The sequence below is a fragment of the Candidatus Leptovillus gracilis genome, from assembly GCA_016716065.1.
Taxonomy (GTDB): Bacteria; Chloroflexota; Anaerolineae; order Promineifilales; family Promineifilaceae; genus Leptovillus; species Leptovillus gracilis.
Genome location: JADJXA010000002.1, coordinates 785,729 through 810,850, shown reverse-complemented (window position 1 = coordinate 810,850; position 25,122 = coordinate 785,729). Strand labels below are relative to the sequence as shown.

Here is a 25,122-nt window from a genome sequence, read left to right as displayed (position 1 = left end):
AGTGGATGCCTGCCTTCGCAGGCATGACGCCCTGAGGTTGCGGGGGTCATTTAATCCTGGTTCCTAAGGATCCGGGCAGGCCTGCCCTGGCTCTAGCTGTTGGACCTGGTCTAAAAATACCCAGCCCACCACCAGCGGATCGGCGGCGGATTGGACCTGGACAAACTCATCGGCGAGGCTGCACTGGCCGGGGACAGGCAGGCTGCGCGGTCCATCGCCGATCAGCATAACGCGGTCGCCGCTGACGAAGCTGTACTGGGCAACGGCCGTTTCGCAGCCACCGGCGGCCATCGCCGCATCCGGCCAGACAAACAACAGCCCAGGGGTGATGATGCACGCTTCTGGCTCGGCCGGCAGGGGCGTCGCCGACGGTTCTGGCGTGGGCGAGGGGGTGGGCGCAGGGGTGTCTGTGGCGGCCACGGTGGCGGTGGGTAAGGGGGTAATGGAGGGCACGGCCGTTTCCTGTTCCGCCGCGCTGTCTGTGGGCAAAACAACCGGCGCGTCGTCGCCGCCGCTCGCCGCCGACGGGCGGGTCGTCCACCAAACGCCAAACAGCCCGGCGACCACAGCGACCACCACTACGACAATGAGGATGAGCAGCCAAAGCGGCACGGAACGCCCAGCGGCCGCGGCGGGTGAGACCGAATCGGTCAGCGCGGCCTGAACAACAACGGCCGTTATATTGTCGCTGGCCTGGGCGGTGATGGCTGCCTGCACCAACGCCCTGGCGGCTGCCGGCGGCGCATCACCCTGCGTCAGCAAATCGTACAGGCTTTCTGGCGTCACCACGTCATACAAACCATCGGAACAAAGCAAAAGGGTGGCGTCTGGACCAAATGACTGGGGCTGGGTGATGTGGACGTTTACCTCTTCCCGGTTGCCCAATGCCTGCGTGACCACATTACGAAACTCATGTTTTTCGGCCATTTCTGGCGCGAGCAGGCCGGCGTCTACCTGATTCTGCACCCAAGTATCGTCGCGGGTTAACGGCCGCAGCTTGCGCCCGTCCACCAGATAGGCGCGCGCATCGCCGACGTGGGCCACCGTGACCTGCCCGGCGTCTACGACGGCGGCCACCACGGTAGCCCCCATTTTGGCGTCGCGGCTGGCAGCGTCATCAAAGACAGCCTGGTTGGCCTGTTCCACAGCCTCCTTCAGCGCGGCGGCAACCGGATGGCCTTGCTGTCTGGAACGATAGAAGACATCGGATAAGACGGCCGTTACCATGCGCGCCGCCTCCGCCCCATGTTCCTGCCCGCCAACGCCGTCGGCCACAACATACAGTGCGCCCAACCCGGTTGGCGTGGCCCGGTCTGGAACCCACAGGGCATCCTGGTTGCCCACGCGGGTTGGTCCCTGGTCGGTCACAGCGCCAACCAGGCGGGGATCGTAATTGTTTGTTTGTATAGACATAAAATTTATTAACCTGTCCAGGGTGTTCGGTATTCAGTGTTCAGTGCTCAGTGTGTATTTATAGCGGCAACGCCCACTGATTACTGATTCAACCTACGGCGCGGCAATGACCAGCATGTGGAAGACGGTGCGCCCCAGTTTGATCTGCATATTGTTATTCAAGACGGCCGTATTCACCCGCCGCCAGCTATAATCACCCACTTCCTTTACATAAACGCCATTCGTGCTTTGCAAGTCGTTGAGGGTAAAACGGCCGTTTTCCCAGGTGATAACCGCATGAACAGACGACATGGCGCTGTCCGGCAGGGCGACATCATTGGTGGGATGGCGGCCAATCAAAGTTTTGGCGAACAGGCGGTACTGCGAACCGGCCTGGTCGCCGTCGCGGATGACCAGCCAGGCCAGCGTTTCTGGCACGGCGGCAATCAGTTCGGTTTGTTCGCTGGCTGGGCTGCCCGGTGGTACGGGTGGGAAATCGGCAACGGCCGTTGCTGGCTCCGGTGATAGATCAGGCGTTGGGTTGAGGGCTATTTCCAGCGGGGGCAGGGTGACTGTGGGCTGTGGCTCGGCGTCCAGGTCCGCGGCCGTTGCCTGGCGCGGACGGACAATAGACACAACGCCACCGAGGAGGATGCCGACCAACCCGCCCATCGTCAGCCACAAACCCGGCTCATAAACAACCGTCATCAGCGGCGTGATCGTGAGGCGCAAGATGGCCCAGCGCCAGGCCAACAGCGCCAAACCGGAAACGGCCGTTAACACCACCCCCAAACCCAATAGCCGCGCCCACGGCTGTCTGGCAAAGGCCAAGCCCACCCAGAGCAAAGTCAGCAGCGCCACCCCAGGAACCACAAACAAAAATCGGTCGCCGGGCAGAGCGGGCAACGACGGCACACCCACCGCGTCAGTCCCCACAAACAGCGGCGCGCCAACGGCGAGATCATAGCCGGTAAACTGGCCAAGGGGCTGCCCACTGCAAGACACAGTGACCCAGGGTAAAAAGAAGAAAAGCAGCACCAACAACGCGGCCGGCCCTGAGATAAAATGTCCGCGCATCCTCATCTCCGAGAACAGGTTTCGAGAAATCACCTGGCGGTTGTGCGATTTGCCAAAATCGCGCCCAACGAACAGCAAACTAAACGCCAGGGTCCAGACTATTATACGCCATCGCCCGCATCCTTACAGTCTCCAGCCATTCCAATCAGCAGTTCTCAATTTTTGGTAAGGCGGCGCATTGTTGTTATAGTTGCCGCCATGTTACGTCGAATAATCCTGGCGATCCTATTATCTGCACTTATTTTAGGCGCGGGGAGCCACATCCAAGAAACGGCCGTATCTGCCCAATCCCCCACTGGCGACATTTTAACGCTGGTGAATGCCCTGCGCGCCTCGTATGGCCTGCCACCGTTTGAATACAATCCCACCCTGGCGGCGGCGGCGCAAAACCACGCCAATTGGATGGGGCAAACGGCCGTTTACAGCCACACCGGCGCCGGCGGTTCCTCGCCGCAAACCCGCGCCAACGCCGTCGGCTACCCCGGCTTTGTCAATGAAAACATCGTCGGCGGCACCAAACTCACGCCGCAGCAAGGCGTTACCTGGTGGCGCAACAGCGCCTCCCATTTCAATACGATGATTTCCACGCGCTACACCCAGGCCGGTGTCGGCTTCGCTCAGGGTCACGACCAGAATTTTTATGTCCTGGTAGTGGGCCAACCGGATGGCGCGGCGCTGACCGCCGCCAACCGGCAGGAAGAGGTGGCTTACCCCAACGCCCCGTTGTTTGTGGCTCCCATTGAGGTCAACGCGCCGCGCGAAGATGGCTCCATCTGGCATACGGTCGGCGAAGGGCACACCCTATGGGCCATCGCCGCCCGCTACGAAGTGACCATCGCCGACATCATGCTCTACAACAACCTCAGCGAAAGCTCTTCCCTGCATCCCGGCGACGAACTACTCATTCGGCTGGCCGAAGGGCAGGAACCACCCCCAACGCCAACACCGCCGGCCACGCATAAGGTGCGCCCCGGCGATTCGGCCTGGACGATTGCCGCCTGGTATCACCTGGACCTGGGGGAACTGTTGTGGCTGAACAATATGCAGCAGGATGACACGCTGCAACCGGGGGATGAGATTAAAATCCGGCTGCTGCCGGGGGAAGCCCCACCGCCAACGCCAACGCCGCAGTTGGCGCACATTGTAAAAAGCGGTGATACGCTTTGGGGTATTTCGCTGCGTTACGGACTGACGGTCGAACAGTTGTTGGCTTTCAACAACATCACGGAGAACAGCCTGCTGGCGGTGGGACAGGGGTTGTATATTGTCTCGCCGACGCCGCTGCCCACGCCGACCAGTGAACCTACGCTGACGATGACGCCGGTGATGGCAACGGCCGTTGCCACCACCCCCGCCCCATCAGCCACCTTCACGCCCTCGGCGCAGCCTACAGCCACGCCAACGGCCGTGCCCAGCAACAACACCGAAGACCTGGGTCAGGTCCTCGGCATTGGGGCGATGGCTCTGGCGTTGGGTCTGGTGTTGATTGCCGGGGTGGGGTTTGTTTTTTGGCGGCGGGAGTGAGTCAGGAAACGATTGACAATTGGCGATTGACGATTGGTCCTGAACTTGCCGAGGGATTGGCGATTGCCACCCTGTCAGATGTCATCTTGTCAATTGTCACCCTGTCAACTTGTCAGTTACATTTGGCTAATTGATCAAATCGAACGGGTTGACGTTGGAACGGATGCGTTTGTCGTAGACGTTGAGATGGGTGTGGTTGCCGCACCATTCGCGGTTGTAACAGAGATTGCCCTGCATATCCATGGTGTAGCCCTTATTGCTTTCCACGCCAACAACCTGACCGGCCTTCAGCTCGTCGCCAATCTGTACGCTGTAATCGCCATGCAGCAGCAAAACCACATACACCTCGTTTTCAATCTCCAGAGTAGGATTGCCATATTCATCGGTGTAGAGCGCCGATACCACGCCGTTGATAGGTGACAAAACCGGCTCGCCACGCCCGGCGGCCAGATCAATAGCCATATGGCCGTAAGAATAGCCATGCAGCCCCTGGGTAATCTGATAGTTGGCGTAAGGGGCCACCACAACTGTGGCGTCGCCACTGAGTTCGGGTTTGGGCTGGGGTTGGGGCTGCACGGGCACGGCCGTTGCCTGGCTTTGGGGGATGGCGCGGTTGGGGGTGGAGACGGCCGTGCGGGGCTGAACGAGTACACTATAGAACATAATCAGCAAAACCAGAAAACCGCCAACAGCCATCACATCTATCTGCCGCGAGCGCGGTAATTGCGCCGGAGAGAGGTAGACCATCTCCTCCTGATACGCATTGGCTCCCTCCCACATTTCATCGGCCTGGGTATAGAAGTCCTGGGTGGTTGTCGGTAGTTGAATATTAGCACTCATGTTCTAATTTTAACTGTTTTTCAGGCGCAGGCAACCTTTTGGTACGGCCGTTTTGCTTGAGTCACATGTGTAAACCGGCTATCATAAGCCCTATGATTGCAACTTTTATCATTCTCGCAGTGACCATTGCCTTGTTTATCTGGGACAAAATCCGCTCCGACGTAGTGGCGCTGTTGTCGCTGCTGGCGCTCTATCTGCTGCGCATCATCAATACCGAACAGGCGCTGGCCGGTTTTGCCGATTCGGCCGTGATCATGATTGCCGCCCTGTTTGTCGTCGGTGAAGGGCTTTCGCGCTCCGGCGTTACCGCCTGGGTCAGCCAGCAGATTTTGGCGCTTGCCGGTGACAGTCCGCGCCGCCTGCTGGTGGTGGTGATGCTGGGCGCGGCGCTGCTCTCCGCTTTCATCAGCAATACCGGCACGGTGGCGGCGCTGCTGCCGGCGGTTATCGCCATTGCGTGGAGCGTGAAAAGCGTGCCGTCTAAATACCTGATCCCCCTGGCCTTCGCCGCCAACGCCGGTGGCCTGCTGACGCTGACCGGCACGCCACCCAACATCATCGTCGCCGATTTGCTGACCAGACAGGGGTTGAAGCCGTTTGGCTACTTTGAATTTGCCCTGGTTGGCCTGCCGCTGCTGGCTATAACTGTGATCTACATGGTGGTCATCGGCCAGCGCGCCTTGCCACGCCGGGAGAGCGAAGAACAACCGGTAGACGTTCAGGCGTCTGTGGAAGCCATCGGTGATGTGTTTGCCCTGCAAGGCAAGCTGTACCGGCTGCGCGTATCGTTGGCTTCGCCGTTGGCGGGCAAGACGTTGGCCGAAGCAGCGCTGGGGCAAGAGTATAACATTTCTGTGCTGCGCATTGAGCGTGGGGAGGCTGGGAAACGGCCGTTTCTCAGCCCGGCAGAAGCGACTCGCCGCCAGGTACAGCGGGCGGTGGAGCAGCTGCAGACGGCCGAAATTCCGACGGCCGCTACCCAGCTCCGCGCCAACGATGTACTGCTGGTCAAAGGTACGCCAGAAGAGGTGCAGGCCGTTGTCACAGAACATCAGCTAACCGTCGAAGAGATTGACGTGGCCGAAACAGAGTTGGCCGACATCCTGGTCTCGCACGGTATTGGCGTGGCTGAGGTGCTTATCCCATCGCGGTCGGCTTACATCGGGCAAGACCTGCACGAGAGCCGCTTCAGCCAAAAATATGGCGTCCAGGTCATTAGCATTCGCCGCGAAAACAAGCTGGTGACGCGCCAGGGAACCCGGTTGGCGTTTGGTGATGCACTGTTGGTGCGCGGCCGTTGGGAAGATATTGAACTGCTGCGTAACGAGAGCCGCAACTTTGTGGTGGTGGGCCAGCCGGAGGCGATGTCGCGCCAGATTGTGGAGCTAAATCGGCAGGCGGTGATTGCCACGCTGTCCCTGGGGTTGATGGTGGGGCTGATGGTCTCCGGCGTTTTGCCGACGGTGATGGCGGTGTTGGTAACGGCCGTGATCATGATTTTAGGCGGCTGCCTGACGCCAAACCACGCCTACCGGGCCATCAACTGGCAAAGCGTGGTCCTCATCGCCAGCATGATCCCCATGTCCACCGCCCTGCAAATTACCGGCGGCGCAGACATGGCCGCCAACCTGCTGGTAACCACGTTGGGCAGTTGGAGCAACCTGGCCTTGTTGGCCGGCGTCTTTTTGCTGACGACCGGATTTAGCCAGATGATCAGCAACACGGCAACGGCCGTACTCATTGCCCCCATTGTCCTCACCGCCGCCCTCAGCCTGGGCGTCTCCCCCTACCCATTGATGATGACGGTGGCGATTGGGGCGTCCACCGCCTTCCTGACGCCCATCGCCTCCACCACCAACCTGATGGTCATGTCGCCAGGTGGCTACGCCTTCAAAGATTTCTTCAAAAACGGCCTGCCTCTGGCGATCATCTTCCTGCTCTTCACCTTGCTGCTGGTCCCGCTAATCTGGCCGTTTTAAAGGAGTTACTGTTCAGTGTTCAGTAGGCAGTGTTCAGTAGGCAGCTGAACAGTGACCACTGAACACTGAATAGTGACTACAGGCCGCCAACCCTCTACTCCCCCGCCTCCGCCGCCGGTTCCTCAATCGGCTTCAAGGAAATGCGGAAGTAACTTTCCGCGTGGCGGAAGCCCACCCGCTTACCCGTTTCAGCGCTCCATTCCTTGAGGCGCGGGCTGGGGTCCCAATCGCCCAACTGGCTGACATGCTGCTGCAACGCGGCAATCTTTAGTTCCAGCGTCTCGCTGATGTCTACAAAATAGTTCGGTTTTTGCGACGGCCAGGAGACATACACGTAATTGACTTTGTGCGGCGGCAAACCTTCCGCGTCCAGGTCCGGGTAAAGCAGGTGCATTTCGGCCGCCGGGAACACGGCGTCGATGGCCAACTGGCCGGCGGCGCGATGGTCGGGATGGTTGATATAATCGTCGCTGGGGAAATAAACTGTTGGATCGCCGCAGACCACCACGTTTGGCCGGTATTGGCGGATCAGGCGCACCAATTTTTTGCGCAGCTCCAAAGTGGGCTGCAGCAGGCCATCATGTTCGCCCAGAAACAGGCAAGCTGCGCCAACCACATTGGCCGCAGCGGTTTGCTCGGCGCGGCGAATTTCGGCCAGTTTTTCGGCCGTCATGTCGTCATCATGGCTGCCCACATTGCCATCAGTCAGCACCACGTAAGTCACCTCACAGCCATGTTTGGCCCATAACGCGGCCGTGCCGGCCACGCCAAACTCAATGTCGTCGGGATGGGCATAAATAAACATAGCCCGTTCAGGAATATACACATTGGTCATACGGTTTTGCTTGCCTCCGAAAATTGATGTGCCAGATTATACCTGCTCTTAAACGGCCGTGAACAACAGCCCCTATGGTCACAATAAAACTTATTGATATACTTATTTCTCATTGTTACCTGAAGTACCGGTAACACATGGCACACCAGACCCACAACCCCACAAAACAGGTAGGACGCATAGGTTCACTTATGAGCAATTGGTACACACTAGAACCGGAAGATGTGATTCAGGAATTACAAACTTCAGAGCAAGCGGGGCTGTCTTCCAGCGAAGCCAAACAACGTCTGGAGAAGTATGGACTGAATGAGTTAATAGACCGGGGCACAAAAAGCCCCTGGCTGATTTTGCTCGATCAGTTTAAAGACGCCATGGTGGTGATCCTCTTCATTGCGGCCATCGTCTCCCTGGTTCTGCGCGAATATCCCGACGTTATCGTGATCATGGCGATTGTGGTGCTGAACGCTGTCATCGGTTTTTCGCAGGAATACCGGGCTGAACAAGCCGTAGCCGCTCTGAAGAAGCTGGCTGTGCCCACCGTCAAAGCGCGGCGCGACGACCATATTGTGGAAATTTCAGCGCGGGAGCTGGTTCCAGGCGACATTGTATTGTTGGAAGCTGGCAACCTGGTCCCGGCCGACGGCCGTCTCATCAGCAGCGCCAACCTTAGAATAGAAGAGGCTGCCCTCACCGGCGAATCGGAAGCGGTGGAAAAAATCACCTCTGCCTTGTCCCAGAAAGACCTGGTTCTGGGCGACCAGCGCAACATGATATTTATGGGTACGGTGATTTCTTACGGGCGGGGTACGGCCGTTATCACCACCACCGGCATGAATACCAACCTGGGCGCTATCGCCGACCTCATTCAGGGCGTTGACCAGGAACAAACACCGCTGCAGCGCCGCCTGGGGCGGTTGGGGATCACGCTGGGGTGGGCCTCATTGGTGATCATCGCCGTCGTCATTGCCCTGGGGCTGCTGCGCGGCGAATCGTGGAGCGTCCTGGTCCTCACCGCCATCAGCATGGCCGTGGCTGTAGTGCCCGAAGGTCTGCCGGCCGTCGTCTCCGTTACGCTGGCCCTCGGTTCGCAGCGCATGTTGAAACGCAACGCCCTCATCCGCAAGCTGCCGGCCGTAGAAACCCTCGGCTCCGTCACCGTCATCTGCTCCGACAAAACCGGCACCCTCACCCAAAACCGCATGACCGTCACCATGTTCGACGTCGCCGGACACACCCAGGAACTAGAAGCCCTCATTGACAAGCGCGGCGCCATCCTCCACGCCGAATTGACCCCCACGCCCCACCAACCAACCGCACCCTCAGCCTGCTGATCAAAGCTGGCGCTTTATGCAACGATGCGGTCTTGCAGCAGGAAGATGGCATCGAACGGACCATCGGCGATCCCACCGAAGGCGCGCTGGTCGTGGCCGCGGCGCAAATGGGCTATACCAAAGAAGAATTGGAAGCGACATGGCCGCGTGTGGGCGAAGTGCCCTTCACCTCTGAGCGCAAGCGGATGACAACCATCCATCAAATCACCGGGACCTTCGCTTCCGGCACAGGCATTGAATTCCCATCGCCCTATATCGCCTTCGCCAAAGGCGGTGTAGACAGCTTGCTGGAAGTGAGCACCCACTTGTGGGAAGGTGAGGGCGCTACCATTGTGCCCATTGATGACGACGTGCGCGAGCGCATCCTGGCGGCCAACACCCGCTTTGCCCAACAAGGCCAGCGGGTTCTGGGCGTCGCGTTTCGTCCATTAGACACGCCAGACTATGTCAAAGAAGACGAGATCGAAAACGAGATGATCTTCGTCGGTCTGGTGGCGATGATAGACCCGCCGCGCCCAGAAGTGAAAGCGGCCGTGCAGGTTGCGCGCAAAGCTGGTATCCGACCGGTGATGATCACCGGCGACCATCCCCTGACCGCCCTCAACATCGCCGAAGGTCTGGACATCGCTCATAACGGGAAATACCTGACGGGCAAGCAGTTGACGCAGATGAGCTTGCAGCAGTTGGAAGATGTGGTGGGAGATGTGTCCGTCTATGCGCGCGTTTCGCCGGAACACAAGTTAAACATTGTCAATGCGCTCCAGGATCGGGGCGAGATTGTGGCGATGGTCGGTGATGGCGTCAACGACGCACCGGCCCTCAAAAAGTCGGAAATCGGCGTGGCTATGGGCATTACCGGCACCGATGTCTCCAAAGAAGCGTCCGATATGGTGCTGCTGGACGATAATTTTGCCACCATTGTCGCGGCCGTGGAAGAAGGCCGGGTCATTTTCGACAATATCCGTAAATTTATTAAATACACGCTGTCTAGTAACACCGGCGAACTGATCGTCATGTTGGCGGCCCCTTTCTTGGGCATGCCCCTGCCATTGGTTCCGCTGCAAATCTTGTGGATCAATCTGGTAACAGACGGGCTGCCCGGCCTGGCATTGGCCGTAGAAAAGGCAGAACGTGGCGTGATGGAACGGCCGCCCTTCGACCCCAAAGAAAGCATTTTTGGGCATGGTCTGGGCTGGCAAATTATCTGGGTTGGTCTCTTGATGGGGTTGGTTTCGCTGATAACCGGCTTCTTTTACTACATACCCGGCGTGTCGCTGCCAGAAGGCGATACCTGGCAAACGATGGTGTTTACCACGCTGACACTGGCGCAAATGGGCAACGCCCTGGCGATCCGCTCCAACGTAGATTCGGTCTTTAGCATTGGCTTTTTTGCCAACCGCACAATGGTCGTGGCGGTCACCTCTACATTCCTGCTGCAAATGGCGCTTGTCTATTTGCCGCCGCTGCAAGGTATTTTCCGCACCGTCGCTCTGTCACCCCGCGACCTGGCGATCAGTCTGGCCTTGAGTACGATAGTCTTTATCGCCGTCGAAAGCGTCAAATGGATCAATCGGGTTCGCACCCGGCAGCAGCCGTAAAGCGAAATCCGTCTGCCATATTTCGATACGCAAGATTGGACCAATCTTGGAGATTGGTCCAATCTAAAAAACAGGAAGATGTTCCCAGACGATTACTTAGCCAGCCACCAATTCCACCGGCTCCACCAGACCCCAATCAAAGTCGCCCAGGCGTTCCGGGCCTAATTGAACGACAGCCTGATGGTAGGCGTCGGCATTTTGCCGCAGCCGGGCGACGTTGACACCGCGACAGATGTCTGGCAGCGGCTCTAACCATTGGCGTACCCGCAGCAGCATCTTCACTGCGCCGCGATAATTCCCCCGCTGCACCTGATACAACGCAATGCCCACCTGCAAAATGCCCTGGTACAAATCACGGCCAGGCGTGTCGTCCTGCCGCCAGACTTCTTCCAGGTCGTCGTGGCATTGGTAGTATGCGCCAGCATTGAAGAGGGCAATGCCTGAACGGGCCAGATCGGGCAGGGGTTGGGCGCAGGTTTCGGCCAGGGCGGTGGCGTTGGGGACACGGCCGTATTTGGCAAACAACCCCGCCATGTCGCTGGTAAACTGGGAACGGGCCACCACCGCATCTGCCCCGGCGCTGCGGGCTGTTTGTGTGGCCGACACATCCATATGTGAGCCAAAACACAAAATGGGCAGGCGGCGCGTCGCCGGCGAAGATTTGAGGGCGGCTATCCAGCGCTGCCAGGGAATCGCCGTGTTGTTCAGGTCAAAGAGCAGCAAGGCGGGCTGCCAGGCGGTGATCTGGGCAAATAGCTGGCCGGTCTGGCCGTGTAACTGCTCGCCGGGTGATTCAGGGGTGGTAACGGCCGTATCCCCAGCCACAGCGGCCACATCAGGAATCCATACGATGGTATAACCTAAATGGCGGGCCACGTTGGCGATTCGCGGGGTAAACATCAGGTCGGCCACAAAGCCGACGATGAGTGGGGCATTGGGTTTTGTTTCCATGCCGCCATTGTAACAAAGGTGGGGGATGATCGGTAGAGAAACGGCCGTACCCGTGCTAAACTTACACATGTGGCAGAGCAATTGGCACACACAAGGCAGGTGAGGAACCGCGAAACAAAGGAGTGGCGAATGGCTGAGGATGAAGTATACAATCGGTTAGCGGAACGGTACGCAGAAGGCCGGGTTCCCTGGGACGACGAACTGCCCCCGCCGGAAGTCATTGAGATGGCCGATACATTACCGCCAGGGCGGGCGCTGGACTTAGGATGTGGCTACGGCCGTTCCAGCATCTATCTGGCGCGTCGTGGTTGGACGGTAGACGGCGTAGACTTCATTCCCCTGGCTGTCGCCAGGGCGCTGGCCCGCGCCGAGCAGTCCAGCGTCGCCGACCGCGCTCAATTTCATCTGGGCAAAGTGACCAACTTACATTTTTTATCGGCTCCCTACGACTTTGCCCTGGACGTCGGCTGTATGCATTCCCTCGACGAAGCCGGGCTGCGCCAATACCGCGACGAAGTCTATCGTCTGCTGCGCCCCGGTGGGCTGTATCTGCTGTTTGCCCACATTCGCAGCGATAGCGTCGAAGTGCCAGGACGCGGCGTCTATGAAGAAACCGTCCATCATCTGTTTGGCGACCATTTCACCCTGGATAAAATCGTGCGCGGTACAACTCAGGTGGAAAATCGGCCGCCGTGGGCCTCGGCCTGGTTTTGGTTCCGGCGGAATTAGTGGAAGTGTTCAGTGGGTGTTTACCAGAAGCAGCCCTTACTGAACACTGAACACCGGAACAGCCAAAATGAGCGCTTGTATAAACAGCCCAGTTAACGCTGCCGATACATTGGCAAAACGTGTGCAAATATCTTACAATCCTGGCGTTTGTCAGGCAAAATTAGAAAACGGCCGTTCACAACACAAACAAGCACATGACCGATCCAACATTACCCTTACCGCTTCTCATCATTGGCGCGGCTGCTCTCATTGCTGCCGCGTTTGGATTACCCAACCTCAACCGCCGGTTCAACGTCACCCGACTAAGCTGGCTGCTGACCCTGGCTCCCCTGACCGCCATGCTCCTGCTGCTCCAGCGCGTGCCCCAGGCCAACCAGGGCATCCTCTTCACCTGGCAGTGGACCTGGCTGCCCTCACTCGATCTGCGCCTCGGCTTTTACGTAGACAGCCTCAGCCTGCTCTTTGGCGGGTTAATCACCCTTATTGGCGCGGTGATTGTCATGTACACCGGCCAATACTTCAAAGGCGACCAGGGCGCCTGGCGTTTTCTGAGCTATTTGCTGCTGTTCATGGTCTCCATGCTGGGAATCGTCATGGCCGGAGATGTGCTGACGCTGTTCATCTTTTGGGAAGGGACCAGCATCCTCTCCTATCTGCTGGTGGCCTACAAAACATATGACGAAGAAGCCCGCTATGGCGCGTTCCGCGCCTTGTTCATCACCGGCGGCGGCGGCATCGCCCTGCTGGCCGGACTGCTGTTTGTCAGCTATGGCGCCGGCAGCACCGAATTTGCCACCATTCTCAACAGCGGCGACGTGCTGCGCAGCCACGATTATTACCCGGTGATGCTGGCTCTGGTCGCCTTTGGCGCGTTCACCAAGAGCGCCCAATGGCCGGCGCACATCTGGCTGCCGGGAGCCATGAGCGCCCCCACCCCGGCCAGCGCCTACCTCCATTCGGCAACCATGGTCAAGGCTGGCATCTACCTGATGGCCCGCATGAACCCTGCCCTGGGCTTCACCGATGCCTGGTTCTGGCTGCTGACTATTTTTGGTGGGATCACCATGTTGGTCGGGGCTTACCTGGGCCTGAAACAGCACGATCTCAAGGCGCTGCTGGCTTATTCCACCGTCAGCCAGTTGGGGGTCTTAATGATGCTCATCGGCCAGGATGTGCCGGAAGCGTATAAAGCGCTGGTGATTGGCATTGTGGCCCACGCATTTTACAAGAGCGCCCTCTTCCTGGTGGCCGGGATTGTAGACCATGAGACGGGCACACGGGATATTCGCCGCCTGGGCGGGCTGCACAAGGCCATGCCCTATACCTTTGCCATCGGCACGCTGGCGGCGCTGTCAATGGCCGGCTTGCCGCCCTTGTTTGGTTTCTTGGCAAAAGAGACGCTGCTGGTCACCATCACCAATATGCCGCCGTTGGTGGCCGGGCTGATTCGCTGGAGCGCGGTGTTGGCCGGAGCGCTGATGTTGGCGCAGGCGGGGTTGTTGATTTGGGAGACATTTTTGGGCCGGCCGAAAGATACAACCATCCACGCCCACGAAGCCCCCTGGCCTATGTGGCTGGCCCCCGGCATTCCGGCCGCCCTGTCGCTGATTCTGAGCATTTTGCCCGGCCCTAAAGATGAGGCCGCGTTCCTGGCCGGAGCAGCCCAGGCCGCCTTTGGCACAAAAGTCAAAGTCTCCACCGTTTTGTTTCACGGCCTGACGGTGGAATTAATGTTGTCGCTGGTGGCGATTTCTCTGGGCACGGTCATTTTTGTTTTCCGACGACCGATTCGCGCCTGGCAGCAGGCCATCTTGCCCACGCTGTCGTTTAATGGGTTGTATGCCGCGGTGCTGCGGGCCATAGACACCGCCAGCCAATGGGCGACGCGGCTGCAACAGGGACGGATACGGCCGTATCTCCTCATTATGCTGAGCGCCACTGTTGTATTGGTCGTTGGCTTTAGCTGGCAAAATTTCCACGTCATCCCGCTCGCCTCCTGGCCCAGCCTCGATTTCAGCGGCGAAATCGTCATTTTGCGCCTGTTCGCCTTACTCCTGGTTGTTGGCGCGTCATTAATGTCCGTCATTTTGGTGCGTGATTTCCACGCCATTTTGGCCTTTAACGCCGCCGGATTAAGCATGGCCCTGTTGTTTGTGCTGGAACCAGCCCCCGACGTAGCCCTGGTGCAAATTGTGGTAGACATTTTGGCCGTCGTGATATTGGTGCTGGCCCTGGCGCGCCTGCCCCGCCGCCAGCGCCGCAAAGCGCAGGAAGTGGCGGCCATTTTACGCCATTCGCGCTGGTCCATTGTCCGGGACGCAGTCATCGCCGGGGCGGTAGGCCTGGTGGTGATGCTTATCACCCTGAGCGCCTTACTGGAACAGCCACGAGCAAGCGTTGTGACCCCTTATTACGCAGCCAACGCCAAAACCATGACCGGCGCCAGCGATATCGTGGGCGCGATTGTGGTGGATTTCCGGGCGCTGGATACCTTGATAGAGATTTCGGTGTTTGGCATGGCCGGTTTAGGCATCTATACCTTGCTGCGTTTCGCCGCGCAAAAGCACGGCGACAACCACGCGAAAGACAAATCACCGTCACTCAAAGCGCAGAAGCGCATCACCTATGGCATTAGCGGCCTGCGTACATCGGCCTTTATACGCGCGCCGGCCTACGCAATGCTGCCATTGGCGTTGGTGTTAGCCATCACCCACATCATGTACGGCCACGATCAGCCAGGCGATGGTTTTACGGCCGGGGTCATCATTAGTCTAGCGGTGGCCCTATGGTATCTGGTTTTTGGTTACGAAGAGACCCACCGCCGCCTGCACTGGCTGCGGGCAACCACATTTGTCGGCGCTGGCATCTTGTTGGCCATGGTGACGGGCGGCGTGGCGGCTATCTACACCGGTGATTTTCTGGGTAATGTTGATTTCACGGCCGGTTGGACCATTTTGCCGTCCGGTTTCCACGTCAGCACCTCGTTTTTGTTTGAAGTGTCTATTTGTCTGGCCGTTTTGGGCAGCGCGGCGCGAATGCTGAACTCATTGGGACACCCAGAGGGGAGCGAGGGGACTGACGGACGTGGATAGTGTTCAGTGGACGATGAACGACTTACGGCTCACGACTTACGGCTCACGGCTCAAGGTGACACATGGAATTTCTCACAGCTTTAGCGGTTGGTTTATTATTTGCCATCGGCGTCTTCCAGATGCTGCGGCGCAACGTCATTCGTTCGGTCATTGGCTTGATGATTCTGGCCAATGCGGTAAACCTGTTTTTGTTGAGTACCGGCGCATATGAAGGGACGGCCGCCGCCTACACAACGGCCGTTGGCCTCCGCAGCGACGCCCTGCCCCAGGCCCTGATCCTGACGGCCATCGTCATCAGCATGGGTGGCACGGCATTTGTACTGGCGATGTTGTACATCATCTCGGCCCGTTATCAGACGGCCGATCTAGATGAAGTGAACGGGTTGAAGAACTAAAATGGTCAATAGTCAATTGTCAATTATCAATTGTCAATTGCGGAGGGTAGTGGTAGCTTGTTCGTGATAGCAAATCTGGCGCTGCTGCCGGTGGTGATTCCCCTGATGGGGGCAATGATAGGGCTGCTGCTGCGTAAGCAACGGCCGTTGCAAGCGTATTGGACGTTGGGGGCGATGCTCACATCTCTGGCGGCCAGCTTGGCGCTGCTGTTAACCGTCTGGCAAACTGGGCAGCCCATCGTCTACCAATCTGGCGGCTGGGCAGCCCCCTTTGGCATTGCCCTGGTGGGCGATTTACTCGCGGCCGTGTTTGTGTTCATGACCCAACTGGTGATGGTGACGGGCATCGTCTATGCGATGGGCAGCCAGGACAAAGTGGTGACTTATCCCACTTTTTTCCCCCTTTTCCTCACGCTGACCACCGGTCTTAGCGGGGCGATGATGACCGGCGATTTGTTTAACATGTACGTCTTTGCCGAGTTGTTGGTGATTTCCGGCACGGTGTTAACGGCCGTCTCCGACGACAAATATGGCACGGAAGCCGCCTACAAGTATTTCTACATCAGCCTGCTCGCCGCCTTTTTTATGCTGCTGGCAATTGGCAGCCTGTATGTTTCCTACGGCACATTAAACATGGCCGATATGGCGGCGCGGGTGGCCGTCAACAGCGGCCGACCGCTGCTGTGGCCAGGCATCGCCTTTCTGTTGGCTGCCTTCATGATCAAAAGCGCCGTGTTTCCCTTCCACTTCTGGCAGCCCGATTTCCACACCGCTGCGCCAACGGCCGTCAGCGCCATGTTATCATCGGTGGTGGTGAAACTGGGCGTTTATGGCTTCTTGCGCATGACCACCCTGCTGTTTGTGGCCCAGGCGCCGCTCATTCAGGCCGTACTGCTGGTGGCCGGCGTGGTCGGGGTGATATTTGGCGGCCTTTCGGCGTTGGGGACCCACAACGTCAAACGTATGTTGGCCTACTCCACCCTGGCCCAGGTCGGTTTCATCCTGGTGGGCATTGGTTGGGGAACCAACTTATCCATAGCGGCGGCCATCGTCTTTGCCTTCAACCACAGCCTGATTAAAGCAGCCATGCTGATGCTGGCCGGCTATGTCGCCAGCCGGGCGTCGGTAAAATCGGCCGCTTTTGCCGTGGTGACGGGGGTCGGACGGCCGTTACCCGCTGCCGGCATCCTCTTCTTTATGGGCAGCCTGGCCCTGGCTGGCATCCCCCCCACCAACGGCTTTGTAAGCAAAGCCCTGCTGTTCACCAGCGGCATTGCCGCCGAAGGCATGTGGACCCTGCTGCTGATTGGTCTCACCAGTATGTTTACCCTGGTGTACACCATGCGCGCCTTCCAGCGCATCTGGTGGCTCGCCCCGGCAGAAGGCATTACCACCAAACCCACCGGCGACCGGCTCATCGCCCCGGCGCTGCTGCTAACCATGATCGTCATCTTGGGTGTGTGGGCTGAACCACTGGTGGCCGTAGCCCAGGCCGCCAGCGCGGCAATCGCCGATCCGTCCATCTACATTCGCGCCGTATTGGGAGGTTAACGATGGCTTATTTGGGACGCACTGTTTTGTTTTTGACAATCGTCTACCTGACTTTAACGTCCAGATACCAGTTGAGTAACGTGCTGGTGGGTGGGTTATTGGCAGTGGGGGTTGTGTTGTTGCTGCGGCTGCGCGGCCAGGATAGAGAGGGGATGCGCGGGCTAACGGCCGTTACCGCCCTGGCACAATACGTCCTGGTGCTGGCCTGGGAGTTGCTGGTTAGCGGCGTACAGGTAGCGCGCATCGTACTGGACCCCAAACTGCCCATCCAACAAGGCATCATCGCCATCCCATCTGGCTGCCGGACTGAATTGGGCACAGCCCTCAGCGCCCATGCCATCACCCTGACGCCGGGGGAGATGGTAGTGGAAATTGACGACAATGGCGTGATGTACACCCATGCGTTAGACGTGTCGCAGGCGGAAACGGCCGTGTCCGCTGCCCAAAAACAGCGCAAAGATCTTCTAGACAAGATTTTCCCATAGGACCCAAAGGCAATGATGCTGACAAACATCTTATTATTAAGCGTTTACCTCTCGCTGCTCATCCACATCGTGCTGATTGCCCTGGCCGTCTGGCGCGTCTGGCGCGGTGAAAACGTGGTGGACCGCTTGATCGCTGTAGACCTGGTGGTACACTATTCTTGGCCATTCTGGTCTTATTGGCGCTGATTAACCGCGACAGCATTTACATTGATGTGGCTATTGGGCTGGCCGCGTTAGGTTTTATCGGCACGATGGCTCTGGCTAAATTCGTCGCCGACGAACAGATATTCTGAGGTCGTAAACGGACAATGGAAACTGTATTACAATTGATTACGCCATTCTGGCCATCGTCGTGGGTACGTTTTTTTCGGTGGTCGGTATTATCGGTTATATCCGCCTGCCGGATGTCTATACCAGGCTGCACGCCACCGGCAAGGTGGGGGTGTTTGGCGTGGTGCTGCTGCTGATTGCCGCGGTAGCCTGGACGCCATTGGGGTGGGGCAAGGGGTTGTTGTTGATTGTGCTGCTGATGGTCGCCGGTCCGGTTACCAGCCATGCCATTGCTTCAGCCGCCTATCGCCTTGGTTTGCGCATGCGAACCCGTGCGCGATGATTTGCAGGAAGTTTGATCTGGGCGATCCGTGAACGGCCAACCGCAGAGACACGGCCCACAAATTTTCTATCGGCCGGTATCGTGGACTATTTTCAAGGAGAGGAAACTTTGGATCCGATCAACATCGATGAATTTGAGCAACTGGCGCGGGAAAAGCTGCCGCAGATGGCCTACGATTATTACGCCAGCGGCGCCCATGACGAAATCACCCTGCACGAAAACCACGCCGCCTTCGACCGCATCAGGCTCTATTACCGTGTCCTGAAAGACATAAGCCGGCGCGATACGTCGGTGACGCTGTTAGGCGAAAAGATGGCCATGCCGGTGATGATAGCGCCGACCGCTTTTCATCGCATGGCGCATCCAGAAGGCGAGATTGCCACGGTGAAAGCGGCCGGCGCGGCCTGGGACCACCATGATCCTCAGCACCCTCTCCACGACCTCCATCGAAGACGTGCTGGCCGCGGCGCAGGGACCGGTCTGGTTCCAGTTGTACGTCTATAAAGATCGCGGCGCGACGGTCGGCCTGATTCGGCGGGCCGAGGCGGCCGGCTGCTCGGCGTTGGTGCTGACGGTGGACGCGCAAATCTGGGGCCGCCGCGAACGAGACGTACGCAACCGTTTCCAATTGCCGCCGGGTCTGTCGGTGAAGAATCTGATGCCGGCCGGCCAGGAGCAGTTTCCGCAAGATGTGCAAGATTCCGGCCTGGCGGCTTACGTGACTTCGCTGTTCGACCAGTCACTGTCGTGGCAGGATGTGGAATGGTTGTGCGCTACGAGCAAACTGCCGGTGTTTTTGAAGGGGGTGGTGCATCCGGCGGATGCGCGGCAGGCGTTGGATTATGGCGTAGCCGGCATTTTTGTCTCGAACCACGGCGGGCGGCAACTGGATACCGCTCCGGCGACGATTGAAGCGTTGCCAGAAATTGTAACGGCCGTTGGCGACCGCCTGCTGGTTCTCTTAGATGGCGGCATTCGCCGGGGCACGGACGTGATCAAGGCGCTGGCTTTGGGGGCGAAAGCGGTGGCCGTAGGGCGGCCGGTGCTATGGGGGCTGGCCTACGACGGCCAGCGCGGCGTGGAACGGGTATTGGATATTTTGCGCTTTGAGATTGACCTGGCGATGGGACTCTGCGGCTGCGCCCGCGTGGCCGATATTGACAAAACCCTCATTGCCCCGAATTGGCCTGTCTAAAAGTTCAACTTCTCTGGAGAAGTTGAACTTTTAGACAGGCCGGTGGTATCATCAGACGTTTAGACCCTGAATCGGATGTGGAGGAGTTGCCATGAGCGAATCAAGCGACAATGATACAGAATTGGAAACGGCCGTTCCCCAGGAATCGCGCCTCAATTTTGCCCTGTTACACAAACTGCCCCCTGGCGTCCAGCGTGTCATCATCGCTGCTTTGTTTATCACCACCTTGATTCTGGTGGTCGTCATCCGCGAACGCATAAAAGCAAAAAAACTAACTACGGAGGCCGAGAGCGCTGCCTGACGGCCGTTCTCTGAAACAATCTGCGTGTTTGCCAAACAAGGATATGACAACCTCATGAGCCGACGTAAATTTCTGGCCGCCGGGACACTGGCTGTGGGCGGCGCAGTCGCGGCTGCCGGTTTCCACATCACCCGCAGCGACGAATCCAGGCAGTTGGTCATCGAGCGCCAGACCCTGCCCATCAAAGGACTGGCTCCATCACTGGAAGGTTTCCGCCTGGCCTTATTAAGCGATTTCCACCTCTACCCCTTCACCCAACCCGATTTTGTGCGCGAAGCGGTGGCCCTGACCAACAGCCTACAACCAGACCTGACGGTGCTGACCGGCGACTATGTCTGGCACGAAGTAGACGCCATTTTTGACCTGGCCCCCATCCTGGCTGGGCTGGATGCCAGACACGGCGTCTTTGCCGTCATGGGCAACCACGACCTATGGACCGACGTCAACATCGTTAAAAAAGGCTTCGACGAGGCCCGGCTGCCTTACCTGATCAACCAGGGCGTGCCCATCAGCCAGGGCGGGGGCCACTTATACCTGGCCGGCCTGGATGATGGTTGGGCGGGGCAACCCGACATCGCCGCCGCTCTGGCTGGCGCGCCAGCCGACGCGCCAGTGGTGCTGCTGCTGCACGAACCAGACCTGGCCGACGAATACGCCCGGTATCCGCAAATTGCTTTGCAGTTGTCCGGCCATTCGCACGGCGGGCAGGTGCGTTTCCCGCGCCTGGGCGGAGCGCTCATTTTGCCCCACCTGGGACGCAAATACGACATGGGCCTGTTCCGCGTGCAGGAGATGTGGCTCTACACCAACCGGGGTATCGGCGTCACCAACGAGCCAATCCGCTTAAACTGCCCGCCAGAAATCACCGAAATCACCCTCGTTTCCGCCTGAAATCAGACAGACCCACAACCCACAACAACCCCCAAGCCGTGCCATTGTGGGGCAAAGCTCCTAAATCAGGGCACGTTCCAATGTCGCATCAAGCAATGATGCGATTGTGCTGTCCCCCACCGCCGAACTATTGCGCGCCCGTGGTCCACTCTCTATAATCCAGACATGGCAGCACAAACCCTGATCTCCCCGGACATCTACGAAGAGACCGAACAGGCCGAAGCATTGGAACCACCCTACCGCGTCCTCATCCACAATGACGAGGTAACGCCTTACGAGTTTGTCGTTCTCATCCTGCAAAAAATCTTCCAACTCACCTCGATGGAAGCTGAACACGTTACTTTTGTGGCCCACACCGCCGGCATAGCCTACGTGGCAACTTTGCCGCTTGCCGAGGCGCAAAAACGGGTGGGCAAAGCCCAATTTGCCGCCAACCTGGAAGGGTATCCCCTCCAATTTACCATTGAACCGGAGTAGCAGAGCCAACCGAACATCGTCAATCAGCGGAGAGCAGAGTCCCACCTCTGCGCCTCTGTATCTCTGCGTTAAGTCATTTCTAAGGAGTCAAGTCATGGTCATGAAGTTCAGTTTAAACGGGGCCGGACCCAAAGGGCAGGCCATCATTCAACGTGATCTGGCGAGTTTGTCGCCATCTTATACCCGCGAATACGCCCTGGTGGTAGATCGCGCCCAGGGTTCTGAAGTGTGGGATGTAGACGGCCGTCGCTACATAGATTTTATGGCCGGGGTCGCCGTTCTCAACGTCGGCCACCGCCATCCGGCCGTCGCCCAGGCGGTCCACGAGCAGGTAGACAAATTCTGGCACATCTGCCTGAGCGATTTTTTCTACCCCCAGGCCGTAGACCTGGCCGAAAAGCTGCAACAGATCGCCCCCATGCCCGACAGCATCGTTTACCTGGCAAATTCCGGCACCGAAGCGGTTGAATCGGCCATTAAGCTGGCGATGTACAAGACCGGCCGTTCCAAGTTTATCGGCTTCTTAGGGGCATTTCACGGCCGTACCCTCGGCTCCCTTTCCTTCACCGCCAGCAAAGCGGTGCAGCGCGAAAACTACAAACCCGGCGTCTACGTCCATCACCTGCCCTACCCCAACGACTACCGCCCGCTGCTGTCCGCCCAAGACGGCCAGAACGCCGGCGACGCCATACTAGACTACCTGGAAGAACACGTCTTCCACAGCCTGTTAGAACCAGAAGACATTGCCGGCATTTTGATCGAACCTATCCAGGGCGAAGGCGGCTATATTGTGCCCTCGTCCGGCTTTATGCGCCGCTTGCGAACTATCTGCGATGAATACGGCATCATGCTGATCGTGGATGAAATTCAAAGCGGCGCCGGGCGCACCGGCCGTTGGTGGGCCATTGAACACGAAGATGTGCAGCCCGACGTGGTCTGCTTCGCCAAAGGCGTGGGCAGCGGGCTGCCCATTGGCGGTATCATCGCCCGCAAAGAACACATGATCTGGCGGCCGGGTTCGCACGGCAGCACTTTTGGCGGTAACCCGGTCGCCGCCACCGCCGCCCTGGCGACGCTGAACGTGATCGAGCAAGAAGGGCTGCTGGCCCAGGCTGCCGCCACGGGTGACTGGATTATGCAATCCCTACGCGAAATGCAAGAACGCCACCCCAGCATCGGCGAAGTGCGCGGGCGCGGCCTGATGATCGGCGTCGAATTTATCGAAGAGCAGCAAAACAAAACGCGGGCTGTGGCCCTGCGCAACACCATCATTCAGGATGCGTTTGAAGAAGGGCTGCTGCTGATCCCCTGTGGCCGCAACGCCATCCGCCTGACCCCGGCGCTGAACATTCCCCAGGCGATGGTGGGCGAAGGGATGCAAATTTTTGAAAAATCGCTGACCAAAGCGGAGCAGATGCACCTGCCACTGCGGGCCAGGGTATAAACCAAGATCGGGGAACGGAGAATGGCAAAGTGAAGACGAAAATTGCACGATTGAAGAGCAGGTTGATACACGGCGTAACGCCGGCGATGGCGACGCCCATTGGCAATGATGGCTATTCGGTGAACACGGCCGTTATCCCCGCCCTGGTAGACTTTCTGATTGAACGGGGCGTTGGCGCGGGTGTGGGTGTAGGGGTGAAAGGGTTGTTTGCCGGGGGCAGCACCGGCGAAGGCATTGCCCTGGACCTGGCCGAGCGGCAAAAGCTGCATACGGCCGTCATAGATGCGGTAGACGGCCGTGTGCCGGTGCTGGTCCACGTTGGCGCACTGCGCACCGACCACGCCATCACCCTGGCCCGCCACGCCGAAGAGATCGGCGCGGATGCCATCGCCGCGATGACGCCTTATTTTTATGGCATGGACGATGGCAGCCTGGCGCTGTATTTTCAACAGATCAGCGCCGCCGCGCCCAATACACCGCTCATTCTCTACGACATCCCGCAGTTGGCCGTCAACGGTATCAGCCCGGCGCTGCTGGGCAAATTGGCCGACACCCTGCCCAACCTGGCAGGCATGAAGTCCAGCCGCGCCGACGCCGGGCAAATTCGCAGCCTGCTAGACGCCCGACCGGACGTTGTGGTGGCCCTGGCAGGCAACGAAACCATCGCCCTGGGGTTGCTGGCGCTGGGCATGGATGGGCTGCTGAGCGGATTGAGTACGGCCGTTCCCGAACCTTTCGTGGCCCTGACCGAAGCGTTTGCCGCCGGGGACCTGGCCGAGGCGCAGCGGCAGCAAGCCATTATCCGACAGATTTTGGCGCTGACGCCGAATGGGCAGCGACTTGGCTGGATTAAGGCCATTTTGGCGGAGCGGGGCGTGCCGGTGGGACCGCCCATGCTGCCGCGCACCACACCCGTCGGCCCGTTCTGGCCGGCAATCGAACGACTGTTGGCCCGATGAAGCGCTTAATCCTGTTCGACATTGATGGCACGCTGATTCGCAGCAATGGCGCTGGCCGCGCCGCGATGACCTATGCCCTGGAGCAAGTATGTGGCACGGCCGGCCCCATCGAAAACTACCGCATGGACGGCAAAACGGATGCGCGCATCATCACCGATTTGCTGCAAGCGGCCGGATTTTCAGCCGCCGATATTCAAAGCAAACTGCCGATGATTTATGATGTGATGACCGCCCAGGCGCGGGAGACCTTTCCCGACAAAGGCATTCAACCCTGCCTGGGCGTGCCGGAACTGTTGGCCGCCCTAAACCAGCGCGATGACATGGTCTTGGGGCTGCTGACAGGTAATATCGTCAGCACGGCGCCGCTTAAGCTGAGCGCCGCCGGGCTGGAAACGAACCAATTCCGCATCGGGGCCTATGGCTCGGACCATATGGACCGCAATCAACTGCCGGAGATCGCCATGCAGCGGGCCAGCGGCTTAACGGGCGAGGGTTTCACCGGCGAAAGTACGATCATTGTCGGTGATACGCCGGCCGATATTTTGTGTGCGCGGGCCGGAAAGGCAACGGCCGTTGCCGTAGCCAGTGGTTGGCACGCCGCCGCCACTCTGGCGCAGTACAAACCAGATTACCTCTTGGAAAACTTGAATGATACCGCTACAGTTGTGGCAATTTTAGCCGGTGATCATTTGTTGGTTTAAACGCGGTCATCCAATCAAGGAGGGATTATGCACGCTGAAGAAACCATCGTCGCCAATGTCACTTTGTCTACTTCGCAGCCAACGACATTAACTTTTCACCAGCTAGATGGCTGGGTGATCTGGCAGTTCCCCCGGAAAAAAAACGCGGGGTTATCTGGCGCGGTACGGCCGTCTATCGCCAAACATGGCTGGTATCCGGCGGTTATCTACCCCAGAGAGAAACAAGTGCAGGTACACGCCCACCTGGACACGTTGTACGCTTCGCCGGAAGAGGCGAGCGATTCTTTGAGTTGATGGTGGCGGGAGACGAGTCCGGTAAGCACGGCTGTTTTGCTTGCTTTGTCTGGCTAATGATTCAGCGGAGTTGAGGCTAAAGGTTATGAACGACAAACAACACATTTTCGATGCCGAGACGTGGGCGCAGCTCCCCTCTTTTATCGAACACTTGCCAGAGCCTTTGCACCTCATCGTTTGGGGGGATGAAAATGCCAGCCAACGGGAAAGAGAAGCCGGGCAGCTTTGCCGCGCCCTGGCCGACCGTTTCGCCAATATTTCCTTTCAAATGCTGCCGCAGCGCATTAACTATCCCTACTGGCCAGTCATGGGGGTGATGCGTGGCACACCGGACGAGTATGAAGATGTGGGCGTGCGCCTGGTGGGGCTGCCCGCCGGCTACCAGATGACGTCGTTTGTTACGGCCATACAGGCGGTGGCTTTTCGCGGCAGTGGCCTGGAGGCCAAAACGCGGGTGCAGCTGCATGG

General features: G+C 58.6%; 23 protein-coding genes and 2 pseudogenes. 19 read left to right on the top strand and 6 right to left on the bottom strand.

The genetic code is table 11. From position 1 onward, the window contains the following. Positions 1-63: 63 nt before the first annotated feature. Positions 64-1,413 carry a serine/threonine-protein phosphatase gene (locus tag IPM39_07945; protein MBK8985999.1) on the bottom strand — a complete coding sequence of 450 codons (1,350 nt, stop codon included), beginning with the start codon at positions 1,411-1,413 and terminating at the stop codon, positions 64-66. Between the two features lie 93 nt (positions 1,414-1,506). Then, a complete protein-coding gene (locus IPM39_07940) occupies positions 1,507-2,469 on the bottom strand; it encodes an FHA domain-containing protein (GenBank protein ID MBK8985998.1) in 963 nt (320 codons plus the stop codon). A 198-nt stretch (positions 2,470-2,667) separates the two neighbouring features. Between IPM39_07940 and IPM39_07935 the strand changes: the two genes are divergently transcribed. Further along, positions 2,668-3,993 (top strand): LysM peptidoglycan-binding domain-containing protein, encoded by a 1,326-nt coding sequence (locus IPM39_07935; protein ID MBK8985997.1) that lies wholly within the window; start codon positions 2,668-2,670, stop codon positions 3,991-3,993. A 126-nt stretch (positions 3,994-4,119) separates the two neighbouring features. Here the strand turns inward: IPM39_07935 and IPM39_07930 are convergent, their stop codons facing one another. Then, the gene (locus IPM39_07930; protein MBK8985996.1) at positions 4,120-4,833 is read right to left on the bottom strand and encodes a M23 family metallopeptidase; all 714 of its coding nucleotides are present in this window, start codon (positions 4,831-4,833) and stop codon (positions 4,120-4,122) included. Between the two features lie 92 nt (positions 4,834-4,925). Here IPM39_07930 and IPM39_07925 point away from each other — a divergent pair, with 92 nt between their 5' ends. Next, positions 4,926-6,812 carry an SLC13 family permease gene (locus tag IPM39_07925; GenBank protein MBK8985995.1) on the top strand — a complete coding sequence of 629 codons (1,887 nt, stop codon included), beginning with the start codon at positions 4,926-4,928 and terminating at the stop codon, positions 6,810-6,812. Positions 6,813-6,906: 94 nt separating this feature from the next. Here IPM39_07925 and IPM39_07920 read toward each other — a convergent pair whose 3' ends face one another. Next, positions 6,907-7,617: a PIG-L family deacetylase gene (locus IPM39_07920; GenBank protein MBK8985994.1), complete on the bottom strand. Its 711-nt coding sequence runs from the start codon at positions 7,615-7,617 to the stop codon at positions 6,907-6,909. Between the two features lie 221 nt (positions 7,618-7,838). Here IPM39_07920 and IPM39_07915 point away from each other — a divergent pair. Beyond that, positions 7,839-10,576, top strand: a pseudogene (locus IPM39_07915) (cation-translocating P-type ATPase). 96 nt (positions 10,577-10,672) lie between these two features. Here the strand turns inward: IPM39_07915 and IPM39_07910 are convergent. Further along, the gene (locus tag IPM39_07910) at positions 10,673-11,596 is read right to left on the bottom strand and encodes a DUF309 domain-containing protein (protein ID MBK8985993.1); all 924 of its coding nucleotides are present in this window, start codon (positions 11,594-11,596) and stop codon (positions 10,673-10,675) included. A gap of 60 nt (positions 11,597-11,656) precedes the next feature. Here IPM39_07910 and IPM39_07905 point away from each other — a divergent pair, with 60 nt between their 5' ends. From IPM39_07905 to IPM39_07830, 16 genes and pseudogenes are all read left to right on the top strand, one after another. Continuing rightward, positions 11,657-12,256 carry a class I SAM-dependent methyltransferase gene (locus tag IPM39_07905; GenBank protein MBK8985992.1) on the top strand — a complete coding sequence of 200 codons (600 nt, stop codon included), beginning with the start codon at positions 11,657-11,659 and terminating at the stop codon, positions 12,254-12,256. Between the two features lie 194 nt (positions 12,257-12,450). Beyond that, positions 12,451-15,348, top strand: coding sequence for a DUF4040 domain-containing protein (locus IPM39_07900; GenBank protein ID MBK8985991.1), 2,898 nt, complete (start codon positions 12,451-12,453; stop codon positions 15,346-15,348). 62 nt (positions 15,349-15,410) lie between these two features. Then, positions 15,411-15,743, top strand: coding sequence for an NADH-quinone oxidoreductase subunit K (locus IPM39_07895; GenBank protein MBK8985990.1), 333 nt, complete (start codon positions 15,411-15,413; stop codon positions 15,741-15,743). Positions 15,744-15,800: 57 nt separating this feature from the next. Continuing rightward, positions 15,801-17,294 carry a hypothetical protein gene (locus tag IPM39_07890; GenBank protein MBK8985989.1) on the top strand — a complete coding sequence of 498 codons (1,494 nt, stop codon included), beginning with the start codon at positions 15,801-15,803 and terminating at the stop codon, positions 17,292-17,294. Between the two features lie 2 nt (positions 17,295-17,296). Further along, a complete protein-coding gene (locus tag IPM39_07885) occupies positions 17,297-17,779 on the top strand; it encodes a Na+/H+ antiporter subunit E (GenBank protein ID MBK8985988.1) in 483 nt (160 codons plus the stop codon). Between the two features lie 12 nt (positions 17,780-17,791). Next, on the top strand, positions 17,792-17,965 hold the full coding sequence (locus tag IPM39_07880; GenBank protein ID MBK8985987.1) for a hypothetical protein: 174 nt from the start codon (positions 17,792-17,794) through the stop codon (positions 17,963-17,965). Beyond that, positions 17,938-18,072, top strand: coding sequence for an MrpF/PhaF family protein (locus IPM39_07875; protein ID MBK8985986.1), 135 nt, complete (start codon positions 17,938-17,940; stop codon positions 18,070-18,072). The genes IPM39_07880 and IPM39_07875 overlap by 28 nt, the downstream gene beginning before the upstream one ends. A gap of 59 nt (positions 18,073-18,131) precedes the next feature. After that, positions 18,132-18,392 (top strand): monovalent cation/H(+) antiporter subunit G, encoded by a 261-nt coding sequence (locus IPM39_07870; protein ID MBK8985985.1) that lies wholly within the window; start codon positions 18,132-18,134, stop codon positions 18,390-18,392. Between the two features lie 165 nt (positions 18,393-18,557). After that, a pseudogene (locus IPM39_07865) lies at positions 18,558-19,587 on the top strand (alpha-hydroxy-acid oxidizing protein). A gap of 91 nt (positions 19,588-19,678) precedes the next feature. Continuing rightward, positions 19,679-19,888 (top strand): hypothetical protein, encoded by a 210-nt coding sequence (locus IPM39_07860; GenBank protein MBK8985984.1) that lies wholly within the window; start codon positions 19,679-19,681, stop codon positions 19,886-19,888. A 54-nt stretch (positions 19,889-19,942) separates the two neighbouring features. Continuing rightward, complete coding sequence (locus IPM39_07855) at positions 19,943-20,779, top strand: metallophosphoesterase (GenBank protein MBK8985983.1); 837 nt, start codon at positions 19,943-19,945, stop codon at positions 20,777-20,779. A gap of 165 nt (positions 20,780-20,944) precedes the next feature. After that, on the top strand, positions 20,945-21,256 hold the full coding sequence (locus IPM39_07850; protein ID MBK8985982.1) for an ATP-dependent Clp protease adaptor ClpS: 312 nt from the start codon (positions 20,945-20,947) through the stop codon (positions 21,254-21,256). A 94-nt stretch (positions 21,257-21,350) separates the two neighbouring features. Further along, entirely contained in the window at positions 21,351-22,700 is a 1,350-nt protein-coding gene (locus IPM39_07845) for an acetyl ornithine aminotransferase family protein (GenBank protein ID MBK8985981.1), read from the top strand. Between the two features lie 29 nt (positions 22,701-22,729). Continuing rightward, on the top strand, positions 22,730-23,659 hold the full coding sequence (locus IPM39_07840) for a dihydrodipicolinate synthase family protein (protein MBK8985980.1): 930 nt from the start codon (positions 22,730-22,732) through the stop codon (positions 23,657-23,659). Next, the gene (locus IPM39_07835) at positions 23,656-24,360 is read left to right on the top strand and encodes an HAD hydrolase-like protein (GenBank protein MBK8985979.1); all 705 of its coding nucleotides are present in this window, start codon (positions 23,656-23,658) and stop codon (positions 24,358-24,360) included. Before IPM39_07840 ends, IPM39_07835 begins: the two co-directional genes overlap by 4 nt. A gap of 27 nt (positions 24,361-24,387) precedes the next feature. Next, positions 24,388-24,654 carry a hypothetical protein gene (locus IPM39_07830; GenBank protein ID MBK8985978.1) on the top strand — a complete coding sequence of 89 codons (267 nt, stop codon included), beginning with the start codon at positions 24,388-24,390 and terminating at the stop codon, positions 24,652-24,654. A gap of 76 nt (positions 24,655-24,730) precedes the next feature. Here the strand turns inward: IPM39_07830 and IPM39_07825 are convergent, their stop codons facing one another. Then, complete coding sequence (locus IPM39_07825; GenBank protein MBK8985977.1) at positions 24,731-25,120, bottom strand: hypothetical protein; 390 nt, start codon at positions 25,118-25,120, stop codon at positions 24,731-24,733. Positions 25,121-25,122: the final 2 nt, after the last annotated feature.